An 18,222-nucleotide genomic window follows, 5' to 3' on the forward strand; every position below is an offset into this window, starting at 1 on the left:
ATTGCTTTGCTCGGGCGTTTCCTCCCTAGACTTGGGCCGCTTGTCACAAACAAGCGGCTCTTCTTTTTTGTTCAGGGCAAGCGGCGCATCGGCATGATCTGGTCCATCGGCGGCATGTTCTGGTTGAGATGCCCCATGATCCAGACGGTGCCGCCGACCACCAGGAACACGACCAGAAGGCCGAACGCCAGCGCGAGCACGTTGTTGGTATTATCAGGCCCCGTCGTGATGTGCAGAAAGAAAACCAGGTGCACTCCCATCTGTGCGATCGCGAGCACGATCAATGCGACAGGGATGGAGGGCTGCCAGACCAGATCGGTGCCGGCGATGAAGAACGACGTCGCCGTGAGCAACAGCGCAAGCGCAAGGCCGACGACGTAGCCGAGGATACGTTCGCCGACGCCATGTTGCTCTTCATCGCCCGGTGCGATGTCATGTTCGGTGCGCACGTGGGTCTGATCGCTCATACGCCACTCCCAAGCAAATAGACGACGGAGAAGACCCCGACCCAGACGATGTCGAGCGCGTGCCAGAACAGCGCAAAGCACATCATCCGGCGCAGGACGTCGGCGCGAAAGCCCTTTGCGAAGACCTGGGCCATCATGGTGAGAAGCCAGAGAACGCCGGCGGAAACGTGCAGGCCGTGGCATCCGACTAGCGAAAAGAACGACGTCAGGAATGCGCTGCGCGAGGGGCCATAGCCGCGCGCGATGAGATCGGCGAATTCGCGGAACTCAATGGTGAGAAAGATCAGTCCCAGCACGCATGTCACGGCCATGCCGAGGTAGAACCAGAACCGGTTGCGCACGTCGGCGGCAATGCTCGCCATACCGCAGGTAAAGCTCGACAGCAGCAGGCAGACCGTCTCGATCGCGACATTCCTCTGCTCGAAGATCTCCGAGCCCTTCGGGCCGCCGGCAGTCTGGTCGGCTAGCACCGCATAGGCTGCAAAGAAGCAGGAGAACATCACGATGTCGGAGAGCAGGAACACCCAGAAGCCATAGGCGGTAACTGTCCGCTTCGGCGCAGGTCCCGGATGCTCGATGACGAGCCCGATGTGATGGGGATCGGCATGGGCGCGGCCGGCGGTTGCGGTCATCGACATCAGACCGTCCCCGCCATGCTGACGAGGCTGCGCCGTTCCTCGATATTGACCCGGTCGATCGCCGCGACCTCGTCGGCCGGAATGACGTATTCGTCATGGTCGCGCCAGGCGAATACGACGAAGGTCGCGAACGCGCCGATGCCGCCCAAAATCACCATCCACCAGATGTGCCAGATCAGCGCGAAGCCCATGATGGTGGCGAAGAACGCGCAGACAAAACCGGTCGGCGAGTTCTTGGGCATCTCGATGTCCTGATACCCAGGCTCTTGGTGTTCGAACGATTGCTGTCGCGCATGGGTCTTCATGTCCCAATAGGCATCCTCGCCGCGGACATCAGGATTGAAGGCGAAGTTGAACACCGGTGGCGGCGACGAAGTCGCCCATTCCAGCGAGCGCCCGTCCCAGGGATCGCCGGTCCGGTCGCGCAGCGCCTCGCGATTGCGGATGCTGACCACGAGCTGCACGATCTGGCAGATCACGCCGATCGTCAGCACGGCCATGCCGGCTGCCGCAATGAGCATCCACGGCCGCCACGCCGCGACATCGTAGTGCTGCATGCGCCTGGTCATACCGAGCATGCCGGCGACATAGAGCGGAACGAAGGTGACGTAGAAACCGAGAAACGTGAACCAGAACGCCGTCTTGCCCCAGCGCTCGTCGAGACGGAAGCCGAACGCCTTCGGGAACCAGTATTCGAACCCGGCGAAGGCACCGAACAGCACCCCGCCAATGATGACGTTGTGGAAATGCGCCACCAGGAACATGCTGTTGTGGAGCATGAAGTCGGCCGGCGGCACCGCGAGTAGCACGCCGGTCAGTCCGCCGATGATGAAGGTGACCATGAAGCCGACCGCCCACAGCATCGGCGTCGTGAAGCGGACGCGGCCGCCGTACATCGTGAACAGCCAGTTGTAGATCTTCACACCCGTCGGCACCGCGATGATCATGCTGGCGATGCCGAAGATGGCGTTGACGTCTGGGCCCGCCCCCATCGTGAAGAAGTGGTGCAGCCAGACCATAAAGGAGATGACGCAGATCGCCATGGTCGCGAGCACCATGGAGCGGTAGCCGAAAAGCGCCTTGCCGGAGAAGGTCGAGACCACCTCGGAGAAGATGCCGAAGGCAGGCAGCACGAGGATGTAGACCTCCGGATGCCCCCAGGCCCAGATCAAATTCATGAACATCATGACGTTGCCGCCGGCCTCGTTGGTGAAGAAATGAAAGCCGAGGTAACGGTCGAGCAGCAGCATCGCGAGCGTGGCGGTGAGGATCGGAAACGCCGCGACGATCAGCAGGTTCGAAGCCAGCGTGGTCCAGCAGAACATCGGCATGCGCAGATAGTTCATGCCCCTGGTACGCAGCTTAAGCACCGTGGTGACGAGATTGATGCCGGCCACCAGCGTGCCGACGCCGGAGATCTGGAGCGACCACGCGTAGTAATCGACACCGACGCCCGGTGAATATGACAGTTCCGACAGCGGCGGAAAGGCGAGCCAGCCGGTCCGCGCAAATTCACCGACCACGAGCGAGAGATTGACGAGCAGCGCGCCGGTCGCGGTCAGCCAGAAGCCGACCGAATTGAGCGTCGGGAAAGCCACGTCGCGCACGCCGAGCTGGAGCGGCACGATGAGATTCATCAGCCCGATCACGAACGGCATCGCCACGAAGAAGATCATGATCGTGCCGTGAGCCGAGAAGATCTGGTTGTAATGCTCCGGCGGAAGATAGCCCTGCGACTGGAACGCGACCGCCTGCTGGATCCGCATCATGAAGGCATCGCTGCCGCCGCGCAGCAGCATCACGGAAGCCAGCAGGATGTACATGACCCCGATACGCTTGTGGTCGACGCTGGTGATCCATTCATGCCAGAGATAAGGCAGATGTCCCTTCACCACGACCCAGATCAGCACGGCGAGGATCGCAACCAGCACCACCGCGCCCGCGATCAGCGGAATCGGCTGATCGAATGGAATGGCCGACCAATCGAGCTTACCGAGCATCGTGGCCTCCACTGTGCGGGCGGCCCGCATCCGAGATCAACTCGGGTCCGGGCCCGGGTGGAATGTGCTGGGTCGCGATCAGGTCGAACAGCCGGGGATCGTCGAGACGGTAACTCGGCCTGCCCTTCTCGATGCCCTGCTGCATCAGCTTCTTGTAGCTGTCCTCGTTCAGCACGGCGTCGGACTTCGCCGTCGCCGCCACCCAATCCGGAAAGGCGATCGGCGAGATCACGTTGACGTCGAACATCATGTCGGGAAAGCCGTCGCCCGAAAAATGCGCCGACAGGCCCTGCAGCTTGCCTTCGTTGTCGGCGCGCAGGTTCAGACGCGTCACCATGCCGTTCATGGTGTAGATCATGCTGCCGAGTTGCGGGATGAAGAACGTGTTCATGACGCTCGACGATGTCAGCTGGAAATTCAGCTCGGCGCCGGCCGGCACCGTCAGTGTGTTGACGGTGGCGATGCGCTGATCCGGATAGATGAACAACCATTTCCAGTCGAGCGAGACAGCCTGGATCCTCACCGGACTGCCGGTGCCCGGCACGGGCGCTGCGGGATCGAGCTGATGCGAGCCGATCCAGGCGACTCCGCCGAGCAGGATCACGGTGAGCGCGGGGATCGCCCACACCACCATCTCGACACGACCGGAATAGACGAAGTCAGGTTGGAAGCGCGCCTTCGGATTTGAGGCGCGAAACCAGAACGCAAAAGCCAGGATTGCGAAAATGGTCGGCACCACGATCGCAAGCATGATGAAGACGGAATCGACCAGGATGGTGCTGTTGGCGGCAGCCACCGGCCCTTGTGGATCGAGCAGATTCATCGGCAAGCCACTGGCGATTGGGAAACCCCGGACGACAGCCTAGCGCGGAAACGGCCACGCAACAAACGCGAGCGGGTGAGGACGGTTCCGGGACACGCCCGATCAAACGCGCCTCGTGCCGCCCCGCGGCATGCAATTCCATGCGATGTCAATGACATCTGCGCGGGACTGCCGGCCTTCTCTCCTGTTGGGACGATTGCTAATCTGCACGAAAATGGTGGGATGAAATGACATGCGAGGCCCTGAGGACGATGCCGGCCTCGCCGGCAAGGTGGCGCTGATCAGCGGCGGCGGCGCCGCGGGCGATGGCACCGGCAACGGCCGCGCTGCAGCAATTCTGCTGGCCCGCGCCGGCGCAAACGTGCTGGTGGCCGATCGCGACCTCAAGCTGGCCGAGCGCACCGTGGAGATGATCACAGCCGAAGGCGGCACGGCCGCTGCCCACGGTGGCGACGTCACCAGCGAAGATGATTGCAAAAAGCTGGTCGAAGCCGCGCTTGATCGCTGGGGCCGGCTGGATTTCCTCGACAACAATGTCGGCATCGGCAGCCGCGGCAGCGTGGTCGACGAGGCGCCCGAGCAATATCGCCGCGTCATGCAGGTCAATGTCGAGACCATGTTCCTGCTCTCGAAGCACGCGATCCCCGCGATGATCAGGACGGCGAAGGGCGGCGCGATCATCAACATCTCCTCGATCTCGGCACTGCGGCCGCGCGGGCTCACGACCTACACGACCTCGAAGGCCGCGATCATCGGCCTGACCCGCGCGATGGCGGTCGATCACGGCCGCGACAACATCCGCGTCAACTGCATCTGCCCGGGACCAATGTACACGCCGATGGTCTATGCCCGCGGCATGAGCGAGCAGGCTCGCGCGCAGCGGGCCAAGGCGTCCGTTCTCAAGACCGAAGACACCGGCTGGGACGTCGGCCACGCCGTCAAATTCCTGCTCAGCAACTTTGCCCGCTACATCACCGGCCAGGTGCTGGTGGTGGACGGCGGCGTCACGCTGCAGGCTCCCCAACGCGAATCACAAGAGCACTAGAGGAAACCCACCAATGGCCCGCCTGCCCTATCTCGAGGCCGACCAGGTCGCGCCCGAATATCGCGACATGCTCAAGCGCAACACCAATTTGCACAAGCTGCTGGTCAACTCGCCGGAGATGGCGCGCGCCTTCAATGGCATCGGCGGCTACATCCGCTTCAAGAGCAAGCTCGACCCGCGTCTGCGCGAGCTTGCGATCCTCCAGGTCGGCTGGATGGAGAAGTCGGAATACGAATTCACGCATCATGTAAAGATCGGCAAGGAATTCGGCGTCACCGACGCGGACATCGCCGGACTGATGGCGGAGACCGACGGCAAGCCCTCGAAGCTGGAGCCGCTGGCGAAGGCGATCCTGAAAGGCGCCCGCGAGATGGCGCGGGAGCTTGCCATGTCGGATGCGACCTTCGCCGAGATCAGGCAGCACCTCTCCGACGAGCACATGGTCGACCTGGTCCTGACCATCGCCTTCTATTGCGGCGTGGTGCGCGTGCTCGCCACCATGAAGATCGACAACGAACCCATGTACAAAGAGGTACTCCAGCAGTACCCGATCCCGGGAGTGAACTGAGATGCGCTTGAAGGACAAGATTGCGATCGTCGTCGGCGCCGGCCAGAGCCCCGGCGAAGGCATGGGCAATGGCCGCGCGACGGCGCTGACCTTCGCGCGCGAGGGCGCCAAGGTGCTGTGCGTCGACCATCATCCGGAATCCGCGCAGGAAACCGCGGCGATGATCGCAGCCAAGCAAGGCACCGCCGTGGCCTTCAGGGCCGACGTCACCAAATCCGCAGACATCAAGGCGATGGTGGCGGAAGCGCAGGTGCGCTGGGGCCGTATCGACGTGCTGCACAACAATGTCGGCGTCAGCCTGTCCGGCGGCGACGCCGAGCTGCTGCAGATCACCGAAGAGGCGTTCGACCGGGTCGTCGCCATCAATCTGAAGAGCTGCATTCTTGCCGCGAAGGAGGTGATCCCGATCATGCGCGCGCAGGCCGGCGGCGCGATCATCAACATCTCCTCGATGGCGGCGATCACCACCTATCCTTACGTCGCCTACAAGGCGACCAAGTCGGCGATGATCGCCTTCACCGAGCAGCTCGCCTACCAGAACGCCGAATATGGCATCCGCGCCAACGTCATCCTGCCCGGCCTGATGAACACCCCGATGGCGGTCGATACCCGCGCCCGCGAATGGCACAAGACCCGCGCCGAAGTCGAAGCCGAGCGCGACAGCAAGGTGCCGCTGCGCAGGAAGATGGGCACCGGATGGGACGTCGCGAACGCCGCACTGTTTTTGGCGTCGGATGAAGCGAACTTCATCACCGGCGTGACGTTGCCGGTGGATGGCGGGGCGAGCGTGAGACGGGGGTAGGTCCTCTCCCTCGTCCCGTTCTTTCGGGGAGAGGATCGGGATAAGGGGCTGCCTCCGCGAAAACTTTGACAGTTGGACTCGCGGAGAGTCGCCCTCACCCGGAATTTGCTCTCGCAAGTTCCGGCCTCTCCCCGCGCGCGGGGAGAGGCGAAGAAAGGTCAGCGCGCGCTTGTTACCCGCCAGATCGTGCCGTTGCCATCTTCCGAGATCAGCAGCGCTCCATCCTTCGCCACCGCGACGCCCACCGGCCGGCCCCACACCTCCGTGTCGTTCACCACAAACCCCGTGACGAAATCCTCGTACTCCCCCGTCGGCTTGCCGTCCTTCATCCGGATGCGGATCAGCTTGTAGCCGGTGCGCTTCGAGCGGTTCCAGGAGCCGTGCTCGGCGGCGAAGGCGTCGCCCTGGTATTCGGATGGAAACTGCGTGCCCTGGTAGAAGGTCATGCCGAGCGACGCCGAGTGCGGCTGCACCAGCACATCAGGCACCGTCACCTTGTCCTTGAGGTCCGGCCGTGCACCGGCATGGCGCGGGTCTTCATTGCCACCGATGTAGAACCACGGCCAGCCATAGAACGCGCCCTCCTTCACGCTGGTCACGTAATCGGGCACGAGATCGTCGCCGAGACCGTCGCGCTCGTTGGTCGAACACCAAGGCAGCCCGGTCTGCGGCTGCATCGCGAGGCCGACGCAATTGCGTATGCCGGTGGCGTAGACCTTCCGCTCCTTGCCGTCGGGGTTGAAGGCCAGCACGGTGGCACGTTCGGTCTCGCTCGCCCAGGCGGCGCCAAGCGGCTGCGCCTTTGACCAGGCTTCCAAGCCGCCCGGCGGCGTGCCCATGCCCTCGGCGACATTGCTGAGCGAGCCGACGGAGACCAGCATGCGCTTGTTGTCGGGCGTGAAGACGATATCGCGGGTCGAATGGCCGCCGTCATGCGGCAGGCTTGCGACGATCGTCTCGGCCTTGCCGCGGGCTTGCAGATCGCCGGCCTGATAGGGAAAGCGGACGACGCTGTCGGTGTTGGCGACATAGACCCATTGCGGATTGTCGCCGTTCGGGAAGAAGGCGATGCCGAAAGGCTGCCGCAGCCCGCTGGCGAACACCTCGTTGGTCGCGGCCTTGCCGCCCTCCCCGGCGCGCAACACGCGGACGGTGCCGGCCCGCGTTTCCGCGACGAAGACATCGCCGTTCGGTGCAACGCGCACGATGCGCGGCGCGCGCAGCCCTTCGGCGAACAGCTCGATCCTGAAACCTGCCGGCACATGGAGCGCTGCCTGCGGCGGACGCGGCACCACGCGCGAGGAGCTCGCGACCGACCGCGTGGCGCCGGGCCTGACGAGATTCTCCGGCCGGATCAGCCTGACGGTGCCGGGCTTGTCGGTCTGCCAATCGCCATAGGCTTCCTTGCCTTGCAGCACCGGCTCGGCCTGCGCAAATGTCGCAGCCTCAATCAGCAATCCCACGGCTATCACTACGGACGAAATCCTGCTTTTCACGTCATATTCCTCCCGGCCTGCACGTCTCAAGCGTCAACGTCGATTGACCACAAACGTTCTACAACAAGCAAAATGCCTGCCGAATCCCACGTCAGCTCCTGCCCGCACGATGTGCATGGGCCGCGGCCCATCGTACTGGAAAATACGGCTGATCGGTGCGACAGATTGCAAGGGCACGGCCGCCGGTTGCGGTCATCAAGGCTGCGGCATCGGTGCCGCAATTGATGGGGTGATCATGTGGGGATCCATCATATCGGAATGGGCGAGCCTGCTGCTCCGCTGGCTGCACGTGGTGGCGGCGATCGCCTGGATCGGCAGTTCCTTCTATTTCATCGCCCTCGACCTCAGCCTGAAGCCGAAGTCCGACCTGCCTGATGGCGTGCAGGGGGAGGCCTGGCAGGTCCATGGCGGCGGCTTCTACCGGATCATGAAATATCTGGTCGCGCCCACCCAGATGCCGGACGAGCTCACCTGGTTCAAATGGGAGGCCTACACCACCTGGCTGTCCGGCTTCGCGCTGATGGTGGTGGTGTATTATCTCGATGCCGATCTGTTCCTGGTCGACAAGTCTATCCTCGACCTCACGCCATTCCAGGCCGGACTGTTCAGCTTCTGCAGCCTTGCGCTGGCGTGGCTGCTCTATGAGGCCGCCTGCCGCACCGGGCTCGCGCAGCGCGAGCTGCCCTTTGCCGTCGGCGGCTACCTGTTCCTGGTCGGACTGACCTACGCCTTCACCCATGTGCTGAGCGGCCGCGGCGCCTTCAACCAGATCGCGGCGATCATCGGCACCATCATGGTCGCCAACGTCTTCGCGGTGATCATCCCGAACCAAAAAAAGATCGTGGCGGCCCTGATCGCGGGACAAGCACCCGATCCAAAGCTCGGCAAGACTGGCAAGGAGCGCTCGGTCCACAACAACTACCTGACGCTCCCCGTCGTCGTGCTGATGATCAGCAACCACTATCCCCTGCTTTACGCCACCCGCTTCAACTGGATCATCGTCGCGATCATCCTGGCGCTCGGCCCCGTGATCCGCCACTTCTTCAACGAGCGGCATGCCGGGCGCAAATCGCCGTGGTGGGTGTGGGGCGTCGCCTCTGCGGGCGTGATCGCGATCCTGTTCCTTTCCGCCGCCGGCCCGCGGGAGGTGAAGACGGGCGCGCTGTCTGCGCCGGTCACGGCCGCCAATGTCGAGGACATCGTGATGTCCCGCTGCAGCATGTGCCACGCGACCGAGCCGGTCTGGGCCGGCATCGTGACCGCGCCGAAGGGCATCCTGCTCGACGCGCCCGAGCATATCCATCGCAACATCCGCCTGATCGGCCGCGTCGCGGCCTGGTCGACCGCCATGCCACCGGGCAACATCACCGAGATGACCAGCGAGGAGCGCGCCATCCTCGCCGCCTATATCGAGCAGGCGCGCTAACGCCTTCACGCGACGATGCTGCGCCTTGCGGAATGAAATTCCGCATTTCCCGCCGATTTGAAAATGACTTGACCGCCTATCCGGCGTAGACAGGGGCAGCGTCCGCCAACGCGGTCCAGTCAGTTTGCATCCGGGGAAATCACAGTGGCCCTCAAGAACGTCATCGGTATCGACCACGCCGTGGTCATGGTTCAAGACCTGGACAAGGCCGCCGAGAATTATCGCCAGCTCGGCTTCACCATATCCCCGCGCGGCACCCACAGCGCGCATATGGGCACCGGCAACTACACCATCATGTTCGACCCCGACTATATGGAGCTGCTCGGCGTACTGGATGCGACCGAGCACAATGCGCCGGCGCGCGCCTTCCTCGACAAGCACGGCGAAGGTATCGAGCGCATCGCCTTCACCGCGCTCGATTCCGCTGCCGGCGCCGAAGAGATCCGCACACGCGGCCTTGCGCCAATCGGCCCGACCGATTTCGAACGTCCCGTTACGTTGCCTGATGGCACGGTGTCGGCAGCCAAGTTCCGCACCTTCATGTGGCCGACCGCGGAGGCGCCCGGCGGCGTGCGCATCTTCGCCTGCCAGCACAAGACCCGCGAGACGGTGTGGATGCCGGAGCTGATAACGCACGCCAATGCGGCGAAGCGGATCAGGCAGGCGCTGATCGCAACGCCGGAGCCCGCGAAGGAAGCCGCGCATCTCGGCCGGCTGATCGACCGCGAGCCGAAGAACGAGGCCGACGGCGCGGTCACCGTTCCCTCCGGCGGCGATCGTGCCGACTTCGTCTATCTGACGCTGGACCAGCTCGGCAAACGCTATCCCGGCGTTCCGCTCGCAGGTCTCTCCAAGCGCGGCGGCGCGGCCCTTGTCCTCGTGAGCGGCGATCTTGCGGCAACGGAGAAGGCGCTGGGCTCGGCTGCCGTGCGCAGCGGAGCTGCGATCTGCGTGCCGCCGGCCAAGGCCAACGGCACCCTGCTCGCCTTCGTTGCCGGCTGATTCTAACTAATTCTTTAACGTGTGTTTACCCGGCGGCCCTAGGATTCCCGGCAATCCTCTGCCGTCCGGGATCAAGCACATGTTCAAAGAGGGATCGCCGATCGCCTATGACGCGCCGGCCGAACTGAAGAAGTGGCCGTCGCTGAAGGGCGAGAGACAGAAGGACCGGGGTCCGCCCTACCTCGTCTACAACGGCACGCTCGCCGACTGCGTTCGCGAGCTCATGGACAAGCCGATCAAGGGCATCTCGCTCTACGACATCATGACGAGACCGCAGCCGGCTTTCGAGCAGACCGTGCTGTCGCCGGGCGATGCCGCCGAGATCGCGATGCGCAAGGATTTTCCCAAGGCGTGAGCGCCGTCCGCCTGTCTTGACGCCAATTGCGGCGTTCACTCCGCCTTGATGTTCGCGGCCGTCACCACCTCGGCCAGCTCCCTGGTCTCCTTTGCGATCTTGGCGGCGTACTCGGTTGGACTGAGCACGCTCACGACGCCTTGCGTCTCCAGCCGCTCCTGCATCGTCGGATCCTTGGCGGCGGCGACGATCTCACGATGCAACGTCTCCAGGATCGGCGCCGGCGTCGCCTTCGGCATGAAGAAGCCGACCCAGAACGACAGGTCGAAGCCGGGATAGCCGGCTTCCGCGACGGTCGGCACGTCAGGCAGCGACGGCAACCGCTCAGCGGAGGACACCGCGAGCGCGCGCAGCTTGCCGGCCTTCACCAGCGGCACGGCGGAGAGCGGATCGAACACCGCCAGCACCTCCTGCGCGAGGATGCCGACCTCGGAGGCCGCGCCGCCGCGATAGGGCACGTGGATCAGCTTGATGCCGGCCTTCTGGCTGAGCAGCTCCATGGCAAGATGAGCGAGGTTGCCGTTGCCGCCGGAGCCGTAGGCGAGCTCGCCCGGCCTGGCCTTGGCGGCGGCGACCAGATCGGCCACGGTCTTGATGTCGGCGGTCTTGGGATTCTCGGGGTTGACCACGAGGACGAGCGGTGCCGACACGACGGTGGTCAGCGGCGCGAAATCGCCTATCGGATCGTAGCGGGCGTCCTTGAACAGCGTCTTGTTGAGCGTGATGGTTGACGAGTTGCAGGCCAGCATGGTGTAGCCGTCCGCATCCGCGCGCGCCACGCCCTCGGCCGCGATCATGCCGTTGGCGCCGGCGCGGTTCTCGACCACGAAGGGCTGCCCGAGCTTGTTGCTCAAGCGGTCGGCGACGATACGTGCGACGACATCGACCGGACCGCCCGCGCTGAAGCCCACCATGATCTTGACCGGCCGCGTCGGATATTTTTGCGCGACGGCTTCTGTCGTCACGCATAATCCGGCGACAATCGCCAGCAGGCGAAGCGTTCGTTGCATTCGTTCTCTCCCCAAAGCCTACGCTGCCGCTTTTGCATGTGGTGATGTAGCGCATCCGGTGATCATGATTAGCGGCCACGCCGGATTTCGCAATCGCGTTTGCGCGCCGGCATTCCGTCGTGCGGCACGTGAGAGCCGCTTCCAAACAAAAAATGCGAAAACAACCCCATGCACAGTAGGCCGCAGCTAAGGGATCAAGGGCTTACGCTCTTCGCCATGCCATTTGACACGTCGGGCAAAACACCGGCACAATGGCATCATCGCAACAATCGTCAGAGTGACAGCCGCCCCGACCAGGGCCGCCTCGACGCGGTTGCGCGTAAACCCTTCATCGACATCCCGAAATTCGCATCCGCGCGCAGCAACGAACGGCTGCTCGCGCACCTGCGCCAGCAAAGGACACAGCACATGACGGCAGCTCTCGAACGCCGCGTCACATCCAGGCTTGCGACAAACGATCGCAACGGCTTGGCTGCGACACCACGGATCAAACTCACCAAGCGGCGCATTGCGATCAGCCATCCCGACCCGCAAGCCGCCGAGCGGCTGCTCGCCGAAGCGCTCGGCGCCGCCGACGTGGACGCACTGCATGGAATCTTGAGGCAATTAGTCAAGGCGAGCGCGATCGGACAGAAGCCCGATGAATCCAATCTCGCCTACATGATCTCGATGATGAAGAGCATCGCGCCGAAGGACTCCATCGAGGCGATGCTGGTGTCCCAGATGATCTCGGTCCATATGGCGGCGATGCGCTGCGCCTGCCGCCTCGCCTGCACGGACGATCTTCCGCAGCAGGAAAGTGTCACCCGCGCATTGGCCCGATTGGCCCGCACCTTCGCCGCCCAGGTCGAGGCCCTGAGCCGCCACCGCAACAACGACGAGCGCGCGATCACGGTGCGGAATTTGTCGGTGCAGGACGGAGGGAAGGCGATCGTGGGGAATGTCACACATGCGAGTGTGGTCGTTTCGACGCCAGTCCCTCTGGAGATGGCGACGGGTGCCGAAAACGCGGCGGCACCTGATGCCCGCGATTGGGAGCACGCGCGCGCCGGCACCGGACAAGGCGCCGATGCATGAGCCACGATCACCCGCGCAATACCGAAGCGATGCAGCAGAGCTTGCGCTGCGGCGCTAGGGTTCGCAGCGGCGAGGCGTGCCGCGCTCCGGCTATCCGCGGCAGGACACGCTGCCGCATGCATGGCGGCGCCCCCAGATCCGGCGCGCCGCGAGGAAACCGAAATGCGCAGAAGCATGGGCTCTTTTCGCAGGAGGGGGTGGCGGAGCACCGGGCGATCCGGACGCTGCTGGGCGAGGCGCAGGAGCTACTGGATGAGATTAAATCCGGCCCGTTTCGATCTAATTTGGATCATTAATGAACCATTTGGGACCTTACAGTTCATTTATAGATCAGAACTTGTCACATCTCAAGAAATGATCTATAAACGGCTCATGAGGGCCTATCTGGCCCATTAATGGATTTTTTCATGCCCAAGAAGGAACGACCCTACTCCCGCTACGCAAAGGACGCGGCAGTTCTTCTGGGCCAGCTCATTCGCAAGGCCCGCATCGAACGGAAGATGACGGCCGAGGAGCTTGCCGTCAGGGCCGGGCTTTCGCGCGGGCTCTTGCGGCGCATCGAGAACGGCGATCTCGGCTGCACGCTCGGCGCGGTCTTCGAAGCAGCCGCCATCGCCGGCGTGCCGCTTTTCGACGCCGACGAACGCGCTCTTGCGAGCACCCTCGCCTCCAATTCCACCGTGATGAAGCTCCTGCCGAAATCCGTCCGCACCTCACGCGAGACACCCCATGACGATTTCTGAGAAGCCAACCGAAGCCTTCGTGTGGGTCTGGCTGCCGGACGCCACCACGCCGGTCGTGGCCGGCCGGCTATCTGCCGCGGGCAACCAACTCCACTTCAACTATGGACGAAGCTATCTCGGGCGGAACAACGCGATTGCGCTCTACGATCCGGAACTTCCGTTGCGGAGCGGAGCGCTCCCTTTGACGCCCGGACTGATGATGCCGAACTGCATCCGCGACGCTGCGCCTGACGCCTGGGGCCGCCGGGTCATCATCAACCGGACATTCGGGAGCAGCGGCAAGGACGTCGATACCGGGGACATCGACGAGTTGACGTACCTGCTGGAGTCCGGCTCGGACCGCATCGGCGCGCTGGATTTCCAGCTATCGGCGGAAAAGTACGTCCCGCGCGAGGCTTCAGCAGCATCGCTGGCAGAACTTCAGGCAGCGACCACTCTCGTCGAACAGGGAGTGCCGCTTCCGCAGGAACTCGACCGAGCCCTGCTGCATGGAAGCTCGATCGGCGGCGCCCGGCCGAAAACCATGATCACCGGAGAAGACCGCAAGTTCATCGCCAAGTTCTCATCCCAGAACGACCTCTACAACGTCGTCAAGGCGGAGTTCGTGGCGATGCGGCTTGCCGCAAAGGCCGGGCTTGCCGCGGCTGCGGTCAGCCTCGACCGCGCCGCCGGAAAGGACGTTCTCCTGATCGAACGTTTCGATCGGCACAAGACCGGTAACGGTTGGCAGCGCCGCGCGATGGTATCCGCGCTGACGCTGCTCGGGCTCGAGGAGATGATGGCGCGCTATGCGAGCTACGAAGACCTCGCGACGATCATCCGCCACAGGTTCATCTCACCAAAGGACACTCTTCATGAACTGTACGGCAGGATGGTGTTCAACGTCCTCTGCGGCAATACGGACGATCACGCCAGGAACCACGCGGCGTTCTGGAATGGAAAGGAACTCTCGCTGACGCCCGCCTATGACATTTGTCCGCAAGCCAGGACCGGCGGAGAGGCCACGCAGGCGATGTTCATCACCGGCGAACGACGCACCAGCCAGATCTCGGTGTGCCTTCAGGCCGCCCCGCTCTTCCTGCTCGGTCTCGATGAGGCCACCGAACTCGTTGCAGGACAGATCAAGGCGACCAAGACATTCTGGAAAGACGTCTGCGAGGAGGCTGCGTTGTCCGAGGTCGATCGCAACTTCCTGTGGGGACGGCAGTTCCTCAACCCGTTCGCCTTCGTCGACGCACCGGACGCGCTGGTGAAGCTCGCTGATTCCTAGTCGGCGGGCGTGGCAGCGCGGTACTTGCAGAGCGCCCTCACGTATGAGGTAGATCGATCAACCCGTTCCTGCATCCGGTCCCCCCCCCGCCATTGGCACGCCTGCCGCGATCATGTAACCCACCTGAAACCTTCCCGGGACGGGGCGCTCATGACTACCACCACCACCGACGACGCGGGCGGCGCCACCCGCGCGCTGATCTTCGCGCTCGTTGCGCTGGCCTGCGGGCACATGCTCTCGACCTTGCTGCGCACCATCCCGGCGCTCAGCCTCGATTTGATGGCGGCGGATTTTCAGCTCGAGCCGCAGGCGCTGGCGAGCCTGACCTCGGTCTATCATTTCGCCTTTGCGGCGTCGCAGATTCCGGTTGGCGCGGCGATGGATCGCTTTGGCGTGCGGCCGGTGTCGCTGAGCCTGCTCGCGGGAACCGTGGCCGGCGCCATCGCGTCGGGCTTTGCGACGGGGCCCGAGAGCTTTGCGGTCGGGCAATTGCTGCTGGGCATCGCCACCTCGGGCATGCTGATGTGCCCGATGACGCTGGCGGCCAAGCAATTGTCGGCGGCGCGGTTCGGGCTGTGGTCGGGCGCGATCCTCTCGATCGGCAATATCGGCATGCTGCTGTCGTCGAGCCCTCTCGCCTTCGTGGTCGATCATTACGGCTGGCGCGCCGGGTTCTGGATCGCCGCGCTCGGTGCCGTCGCGGTGGCAGTCGCGGTGTTCGCGCTGGTGCCGAACCAGCCGGCCGAGCACAAGGACGAGTCCTCGCCGCTGTCGCAGATGATCGAGGTGCTCAGGCTCGGCCTGTCGCGGCCGCTGCGCGGACTGATCGCGCTCGCGCTGGTATCGCTTGCGACCTCGCTGGTGCTGCGGGGCCTGTGGGGCGGGCCGTGGCTGATGCAGGTCAAGGGCCTGACGCGGGTCGAGGCCGGCAATTTGCTCGGCGCGTACACGCTGGCGATGATCGCGGGCCCGCTGTGCATGGGCGTGATCGACCGCAAAATCGGCCGCCGCCGCGAGCTGGTGGCCGGCACGCACACGATCGCGGCGCTGCTGGTGGCGCTGCTGGCGCTCGGCGCGCCGCATTTAGCGGTTGCATGGCTGTTCGGCGTGCCGGTCATGCCGCCGCAATACGATCTCGTGCTGTTCGTGCTGATCGGCTTGGCGACCTCGGCGCAGCCGCTGCTGTTCGGCATGTGCCGGCAGCTGGTCGACGCGCAGACCGCGGGCAAAGCGCTGGCAGCAGTAAACCTCGCCTTCTTTCTCGGCACCGCACTGATGCAGTCAACCACGGGCGCGGTGGCCGCGTTCGCGGGGCTGCCGGCGGTGCTGCTGTTCATGGCCGCGGCGCTTTTCGTCGGCGTGCTGATCTTCCTGGCTTACACGTCGCCGACGCGGGCGATTGGGTAGTCTACCTTGAGCGCTTGAAAGCTCGGGCGATCAGCAATCAGAATTGGAACGCAGTTGGGACCCTTGCGTTGGCGTACGACCGAGGAGCGCCAAATGGCCGAAAAATTCGATCCTGCGCCTGCCGACAAGCACGCTGATCCGGCCCGGAAGGACCGCCGCGTCGACAAGGCCGACGACGCTCTAGAGAAGGGTTTGAAGGACAGTTTTCCGGCATCCGACCCGCCGAGCAGTACCCAGCCCGGTAAGACCCCCGCGGACGGCCGGAATTAAGCCTTCCGCGTTGCGAATGTGAGGGACCGACAGCCTCTACGAGGCTGAGGGAGCAGCGGCGCCCAAGGCTCGCTCGTCGATCAAAAGCGGCATTTGAAAAGTAAAGCGGGTCTCATCGTCCGTCGAGGTCACATCGATGGTGCCGCCGTGGGCCGAAGCAATCTGGGACACGATGAAGAGCCCCAGACCCAGTCCTTGCTGATTCCCGGTATCCCGCCCGCGCACATATGGCATGAACAGCTTGCCCAGCGTGGCCGCGGGAATGGCCGGCCCCCGATTGATGACCGAAAGAGAAAAACTACCGTAGGTTTGCGCACGCACGAAGACGGGGGTCTCAACCGCGCTGTAGCTGAGGGCGTTGCCGAGAAGATTCGAAAGCAGGCGGGCAATCCGTTGGCGGTCGGCGAAGACCGGCTTTGTGATGGCAAACTCGGCTTCGATCCGCCGCTGGGGATGCGTGGCGCGCATCTCGTCGACGATCTGCCTGAGCAAGGGTTCCAGCGGCTCCATCGACGGTGCGAACGACATCCTACCGCCGAGGCGACTGCGCGCGAGATCGATGACATCTTCGATCAGCGAAGACATGCGAATGGTGCTGGTTTCCATCATGGCGACGAGGGACTTCGCCTTCTCGTCGAGCGGCATCTTTTCGAGGAGGCGCGTGCCGGCCGCGATCGCGGCAAGCGGATTGCGCAGGTCATGACCGAGCACCGCCATGAACTGCTCCTGCAATTCTGCGGCGGCCTTGGCGTCCAACAGATTTGCCTCGGCCGTCGCGACGCGCCTTGCGGCATCGAGATGAATGCCGATCAGGTCGGCGAACAGCCGGAACATGCCGATGACGCCGGGATTCTTCAGCTTCGCCGGCTCCGGATCAAGGGCGCAGAGCGTTCCGAAAAAGCTTCCGTCGGCAAGGAAGATCGGCATCGAGATGTAGGACTGAAAACCGTACATCGCCGGCGTATGATGATCCGCGTAGCACGCATCCTGGGCGACGTGATCGATCACCACAGCCTCGCGGGCCTGATGTACCTCGTGACAGATCGTCGTTTCGACCTTGAGCTCGCCCCCGGCGCCGAGGCCGAGCCCGACCTGGTCGTGGGCCGCAAGACAGACCCAGCGATCGCCGGTGACGCGAGCCACGGCCGAGAATCCCAGCCCCGTCACTTGAGACACGACCGCGAGAATCGTCGGAACCGCCGCAATGGCTTCGATGGCGTCGATATCGGCTTTGAAGTCGTGGTCCATAAAGCTCCATTGCGCACCAGCCGGGCGCGGTCAACGACTTAATCGCGCAGCCAAACTCAAAGTCGGTGTTCATGATCAAATGGCCAAGGAACAAGCCTGGTTTTCATCACTTGGGTCCACAGCAGATGGGAGTCCCGGGTTGAAAATACTACTTGTGGAAGACGAGCCGCTGATCCTTCTGGACGTCGAGCTCGGGTTGCAGCAAGCGGATCATACAGTGATCTCGGTCTGCAATGCGGACAGGGCAATCTCCATCTTGCGGGCACAAGCCGTGGACCTCGTCCTGACCGACATCGATATGCCGGGTTCCATGGATGGACTCGAGCTGGCTGCTGCGGTGCGCGATGGCTGGCCGCCGGTGAAGATCGTGCTCATGTCGGGAAAGAGACGCCCAGCCGACGGAGAACTCCCGCCACATGCCCGCTTCATGCCCAAACCGTTCAGCCAATCCCAGCTCTTGCAAACCGTCGGCGTCTGGTAGAGGGCCGCCGGGACCTGCCACGTCGCGCTTCCTGTTGACGACTGCGTTTAGCGGCCGGCCGCATGACCGTGAGCCGTTCTGGAGACTTGCACAA

20 protein-coding genes are annotated in these 18,222 nt (G+C 63.7%); 13 read left to right on the forward strand and 7 right to left on the reverse strand.

Going from position 1 to position 18,222, the window contains the following annotated elements:
* Positions 1 to 71: 71 nt before the first annotated feature.
* The 4 genes from cyoD to WHZ77_RS24745 are packed head-to-tail and all read right to left on the reverse strand — an operon-like array spanning position 72 to position 3,928.
* Positions 72 to 467: a cytochrome o ubiquinol oxidase subunit IV gene (gene cyoD, locus WHZ77_RS24730; RefSeq protein WP_375310340.1), complete on the reverse strand. Its 396-nt coding sequence runs from the start codon at positions 465 to 467 to the stop codon at positions 72 to 74.
* On the reverse strand, positions 464 to 1,105 hold the full coding sequence (locus WHZ77_RS24735; protein WP_375310341.1) for a cytochrome (ubi)quinol oxidase subunit III: 642 nt from the start codon (positions 1,103 to 1,105) through the stop codon (positions 464 to 466). The genes cyoD and WHZ77_RS24735 overlap by 4 nt, the downstream gene beginning before the upstream one ends.
* Positions 1,105 to 3,105: a cytochrome o ubiquinol oxidase subunit I gene (gene cyoB / locus WHZ77_RS24740; protein ID WP_375310342.1), complete on the reverse strand. Its 2,001-nt coding sequence runs from the start codon at positions 3,103 to 3,105 to the stop codon at positions 1,105 to 1,107. The genes WHZ77_RS24735 and cyoB overlap by 1 nt, the downstream gene beginning before the upstream one ends.
* On the reverse strand, positions 3,095 to 3,928 hold the full coding sequence (locus tag WHZ77_RS24745) for a cytochrome ubiquinol oxidase subunit II (protein ID WP_375310343.1): 834 nt from the start codon (positions 3,926 to 3,928) through the stop codon (positions 3,095 to 3,097). Before WHZ77_RS24745 ends, cyoB begins: the two co-directional genes overlap by 11 nt.
* Before the next feature lie 232 nt (positions 3,929 to 4,160).
* Between WHZ77_RS24745 and WHZ77_RS24750 the strand changes: the two genes are divergently transcribed.
* Genes WHZ77_RS24750 through WHZ77_RS24760 form a run of 3 tightly spaced genes read left to right on the forward strand, consistent with a single transcriptional unit; the run spans position 4,161 to position 6,343 of the window.
* On the forward strand, positions 4,161 to 4,973 hold the full coding sequence (locus tag WHZ77_RS24750) for an SDR family NAD(P)-dependent oxidoreductase (protein ID WP_375310344.1): 813 nt from the start codon (positions 4,161 to 4,163) through the stop codon (positions 4,971 to 4,973).
* A 13-nt stretch (positions 4,974 to 4,986) separates the two neighbouring features.
* Complete coding sequence (locus tag WHZ77_RS24755) at positions 4,987 to 5,541, forward strand: carboxymuconolactone decarboxylase family protein (protein WP_375310345.1); 555 nt, start codon at positions 4,987 to 4,989, stop codon at positions 5,539 to 5,541.
* Position 5,542: 1 nt separating this feature from the next.
* Positions 5,543 to 6,343 (forward strand): SDR family NAD(P)-dependent oxidoreductase, encoded by an 801-nt coding sequence (locus WHZ77_RS24760; RefSeq protein ID WP_375310346.1) that lies wholly within the window; start codon positions 5,543 to 5,545, stop codon positions 6,341 to 6,343.
* Positions 6,344 to 6,501: 158 nt separating this feature from the next.
* On the opposite strand, the gene WHZ77_RS24765 is transcribed toward WHZ77_RS24760, so the two are convergent.
* A complete protein-coding gene (locus tag WHZ77_RS24765) occupies positions 6,502 to 7,839 on the reverse strand; it encodes a PQQ-dependent sugar dehydrogenase (RefSeq protein WP_375310347.1) in 1,338 nt (445 codons plus the stop codon).
* A 235-nt stretch (positions 7,840 to 8,074) separates the two neighbouring features.
* Between WHZ77_RS24765 and WHZ77_RS24770 the strand changes: the two genes are divergently transcribed.
* The 3 genes from WHZ77_RS24770 to WHZ77_RS24780 all read left to right on the forward strand — a co-directional run bounded on the left by WHZ77_RS24770 (position 8,075) and on the right by WHZ77_RS24780 (position 10,622).
* Entirely contained in the window at positions 8,075 to 9,265 is a 1,191-nt protein-coding gene (locus WHZ77_RS24770; RefSeq protein WP_375310348.1) for a urate hydroxylase PuuD, read from the forward strand.
* A 144-nt stretch (positions 9,266 to 9,409) separates the two neighbouring features.
* Positions 9,410 to 10,267: a VOC family protein gene (locus WHZ77_RS24775; protein WP_375310349.1), complete on the forward strand. Its 858-nt coding sequence runs from the start codon at positions 9,410 to 9,412 to the stop codon at positions 10,265 to 10,267.
* A 79-nt stretch (positions 10,268 to 10,346) separates the two neighbouring features.
* Positions 10,347 to 10,622, forward strand: a complete 276-nt coding sequence (locus tag WHZ77_RS24780) for a hypothetical protein (protein ID WP_143843915.1) — start codon at positions 10,347 to 10,349, stop codon at positions 10,620 to 10,622.
* A 35-nt stretch (positions 10,623 to 10,657) separates the two neighbouring features.
* Here the strand turns inward: WHZ77_RS24780 and WHZ77_RS24785 are convergent, their stop codons facing one another.
* Complete coding sequence (locus WHZ77_RS24785; RefSeq protein WP_375310350.1) at positions 10,658 to 11,632, reverse strand: Bug family tripartite tricarboxylate transporter substrate binding protein; 975 nt, start codon at positions 11,630 to 11,632, stop codon at positions 10,658 to 10,660.
* Between the two features lie 408 nt (positions 11,633 to 12,040).
* On the opposite strand from WHZ77_RS24785, the gene WHZ77_RS24790 reads away from it, so the two are divergent.
* The 6 genes from WHZ77_RS24790 to WHZ77_RS24815 all read left to right on the forward strand — a co-directional run bounded on the left by WHZ77_RS24790 (position 12,041) and on the right by WHZ77_RS24815 (position 16,399).
* Positions 12,041 to 12,709 (forward strand): hypothetical protein, encoded by a 669-nt coding sequence (locus tag WHZ77_RS24790; protein ID WP_375314809.1) that lies wholly within the window; start codon positions 12,041 to 12,043, stop codon positions 12,707 to 12,709.
* A 29-nt stretch (positions 12,710 to 12,738) separates the two neighbouring features.
* Complete coding sequence (locus WHZ77_RS24795) at positions 12,739 to 13,005, forward strand: HGGxSTG domain-containing protein (protein ID WP_375314810.1); 267 nt, start codon at positions 12,739 to 12,741, stop codon at positions 13,003 to 13,005.
* A 111-nt stretch (positions 13,006 to 13,116) separates the two neighbouring features.
* A complete protein-coding gene (locus tag WHZ77_RS24800; protein ID WP_375310351.1) occupies positions 13,117 to 13,452 on the forward strand; it encodes a helix-turn-helix transcriptional regulator in 336 nt (111 codons plus the stop codon).
* Positions 13,439 to 14,722, forward strand: coding sequence for a type II toxin-antitoxin system HipA family toxin (locus tag WHZ77_RS24805; protein WP_375310352.1), 1,284 nt, complete (start codon positions 13,439 to 13,441; stop codon positions 14,720 to 14,722). Before WHZ77_RS24800 ends, WHZ77_RS24805 begins: the two co-directional genes overlap by 14 nt.
* 150 nt (positions 14,723 to 14,872) lie before the next feature.
* Positions 14,873 to 16,129: an MFS transporter gene (locus tag WHZ77_RS24810; RefSeq protein WP_375310353.1), complete on the forward strand. Its 1,257-nt coding sequence runs from the start codon at positions 14,873 to 14,875 to the stop codon at positions 16,127 to 16,129.
* Between the two features lie 93 nt (positions 16,130 to 16,222).
* Positions 16,223 to 16,399, forward strand: coding sequence for a hypothetical protein (locus tag WHZ77_RS24815; RefSeq protein WP_375310354.1), 177 nt, complete (start codon positions 16,223 to 16,225; stop codon positions 16,397 to 16,399).
* A 36-nt stretch (positions 16,400 to 16,435) separates the two neighbouring features.
* On the opposite strand, the gene WHZ77_RS24820 is transcribed toward WHZ77_RS24815, so the two are convergent.
* Positions 16,436 to 17,647, reverse strand: a complete 1,212-nt coding sequence (locus WHZ77_RS24820; protein ID WP_375310355.1) for an ATP-binding protein — start codon at positions 17,645 to 17,647, stop codon at positions 16,436 to 16,438.
* Positions 17,648 to 17,726: 79 nt separating this feature from the next.
* Here WHZ77_RS24820 and WHZ77_RS24825 point away from each other — a divergent pair, with 79 nt between their 5' ends.
* On the forward strand, positions 17,727 to 18,128 hold the full coding sequence (locus WHZ77_RS24825; RefSeq protein ID WP_375310356.1) for a response regulator: 402 nt from the start codon (positions 17,727 to 17,729) through the stop codon (positions 18,126 to 18,128).
* Positions 18,129 to 18,222: the final 94 nt, after the last annotated feature.

Origin of the sequence: Bradyrhizobium sp. A5, assembly GCF_042076515.1 — a bacterium.
Classification (GTDB): Bacteria; Pseudomonadota; Alphaproteobacteria; order Rhizobiales; family Xanthobacteraceae; genus Bradyrhizobium; species Bradyrhizobium cosmicum.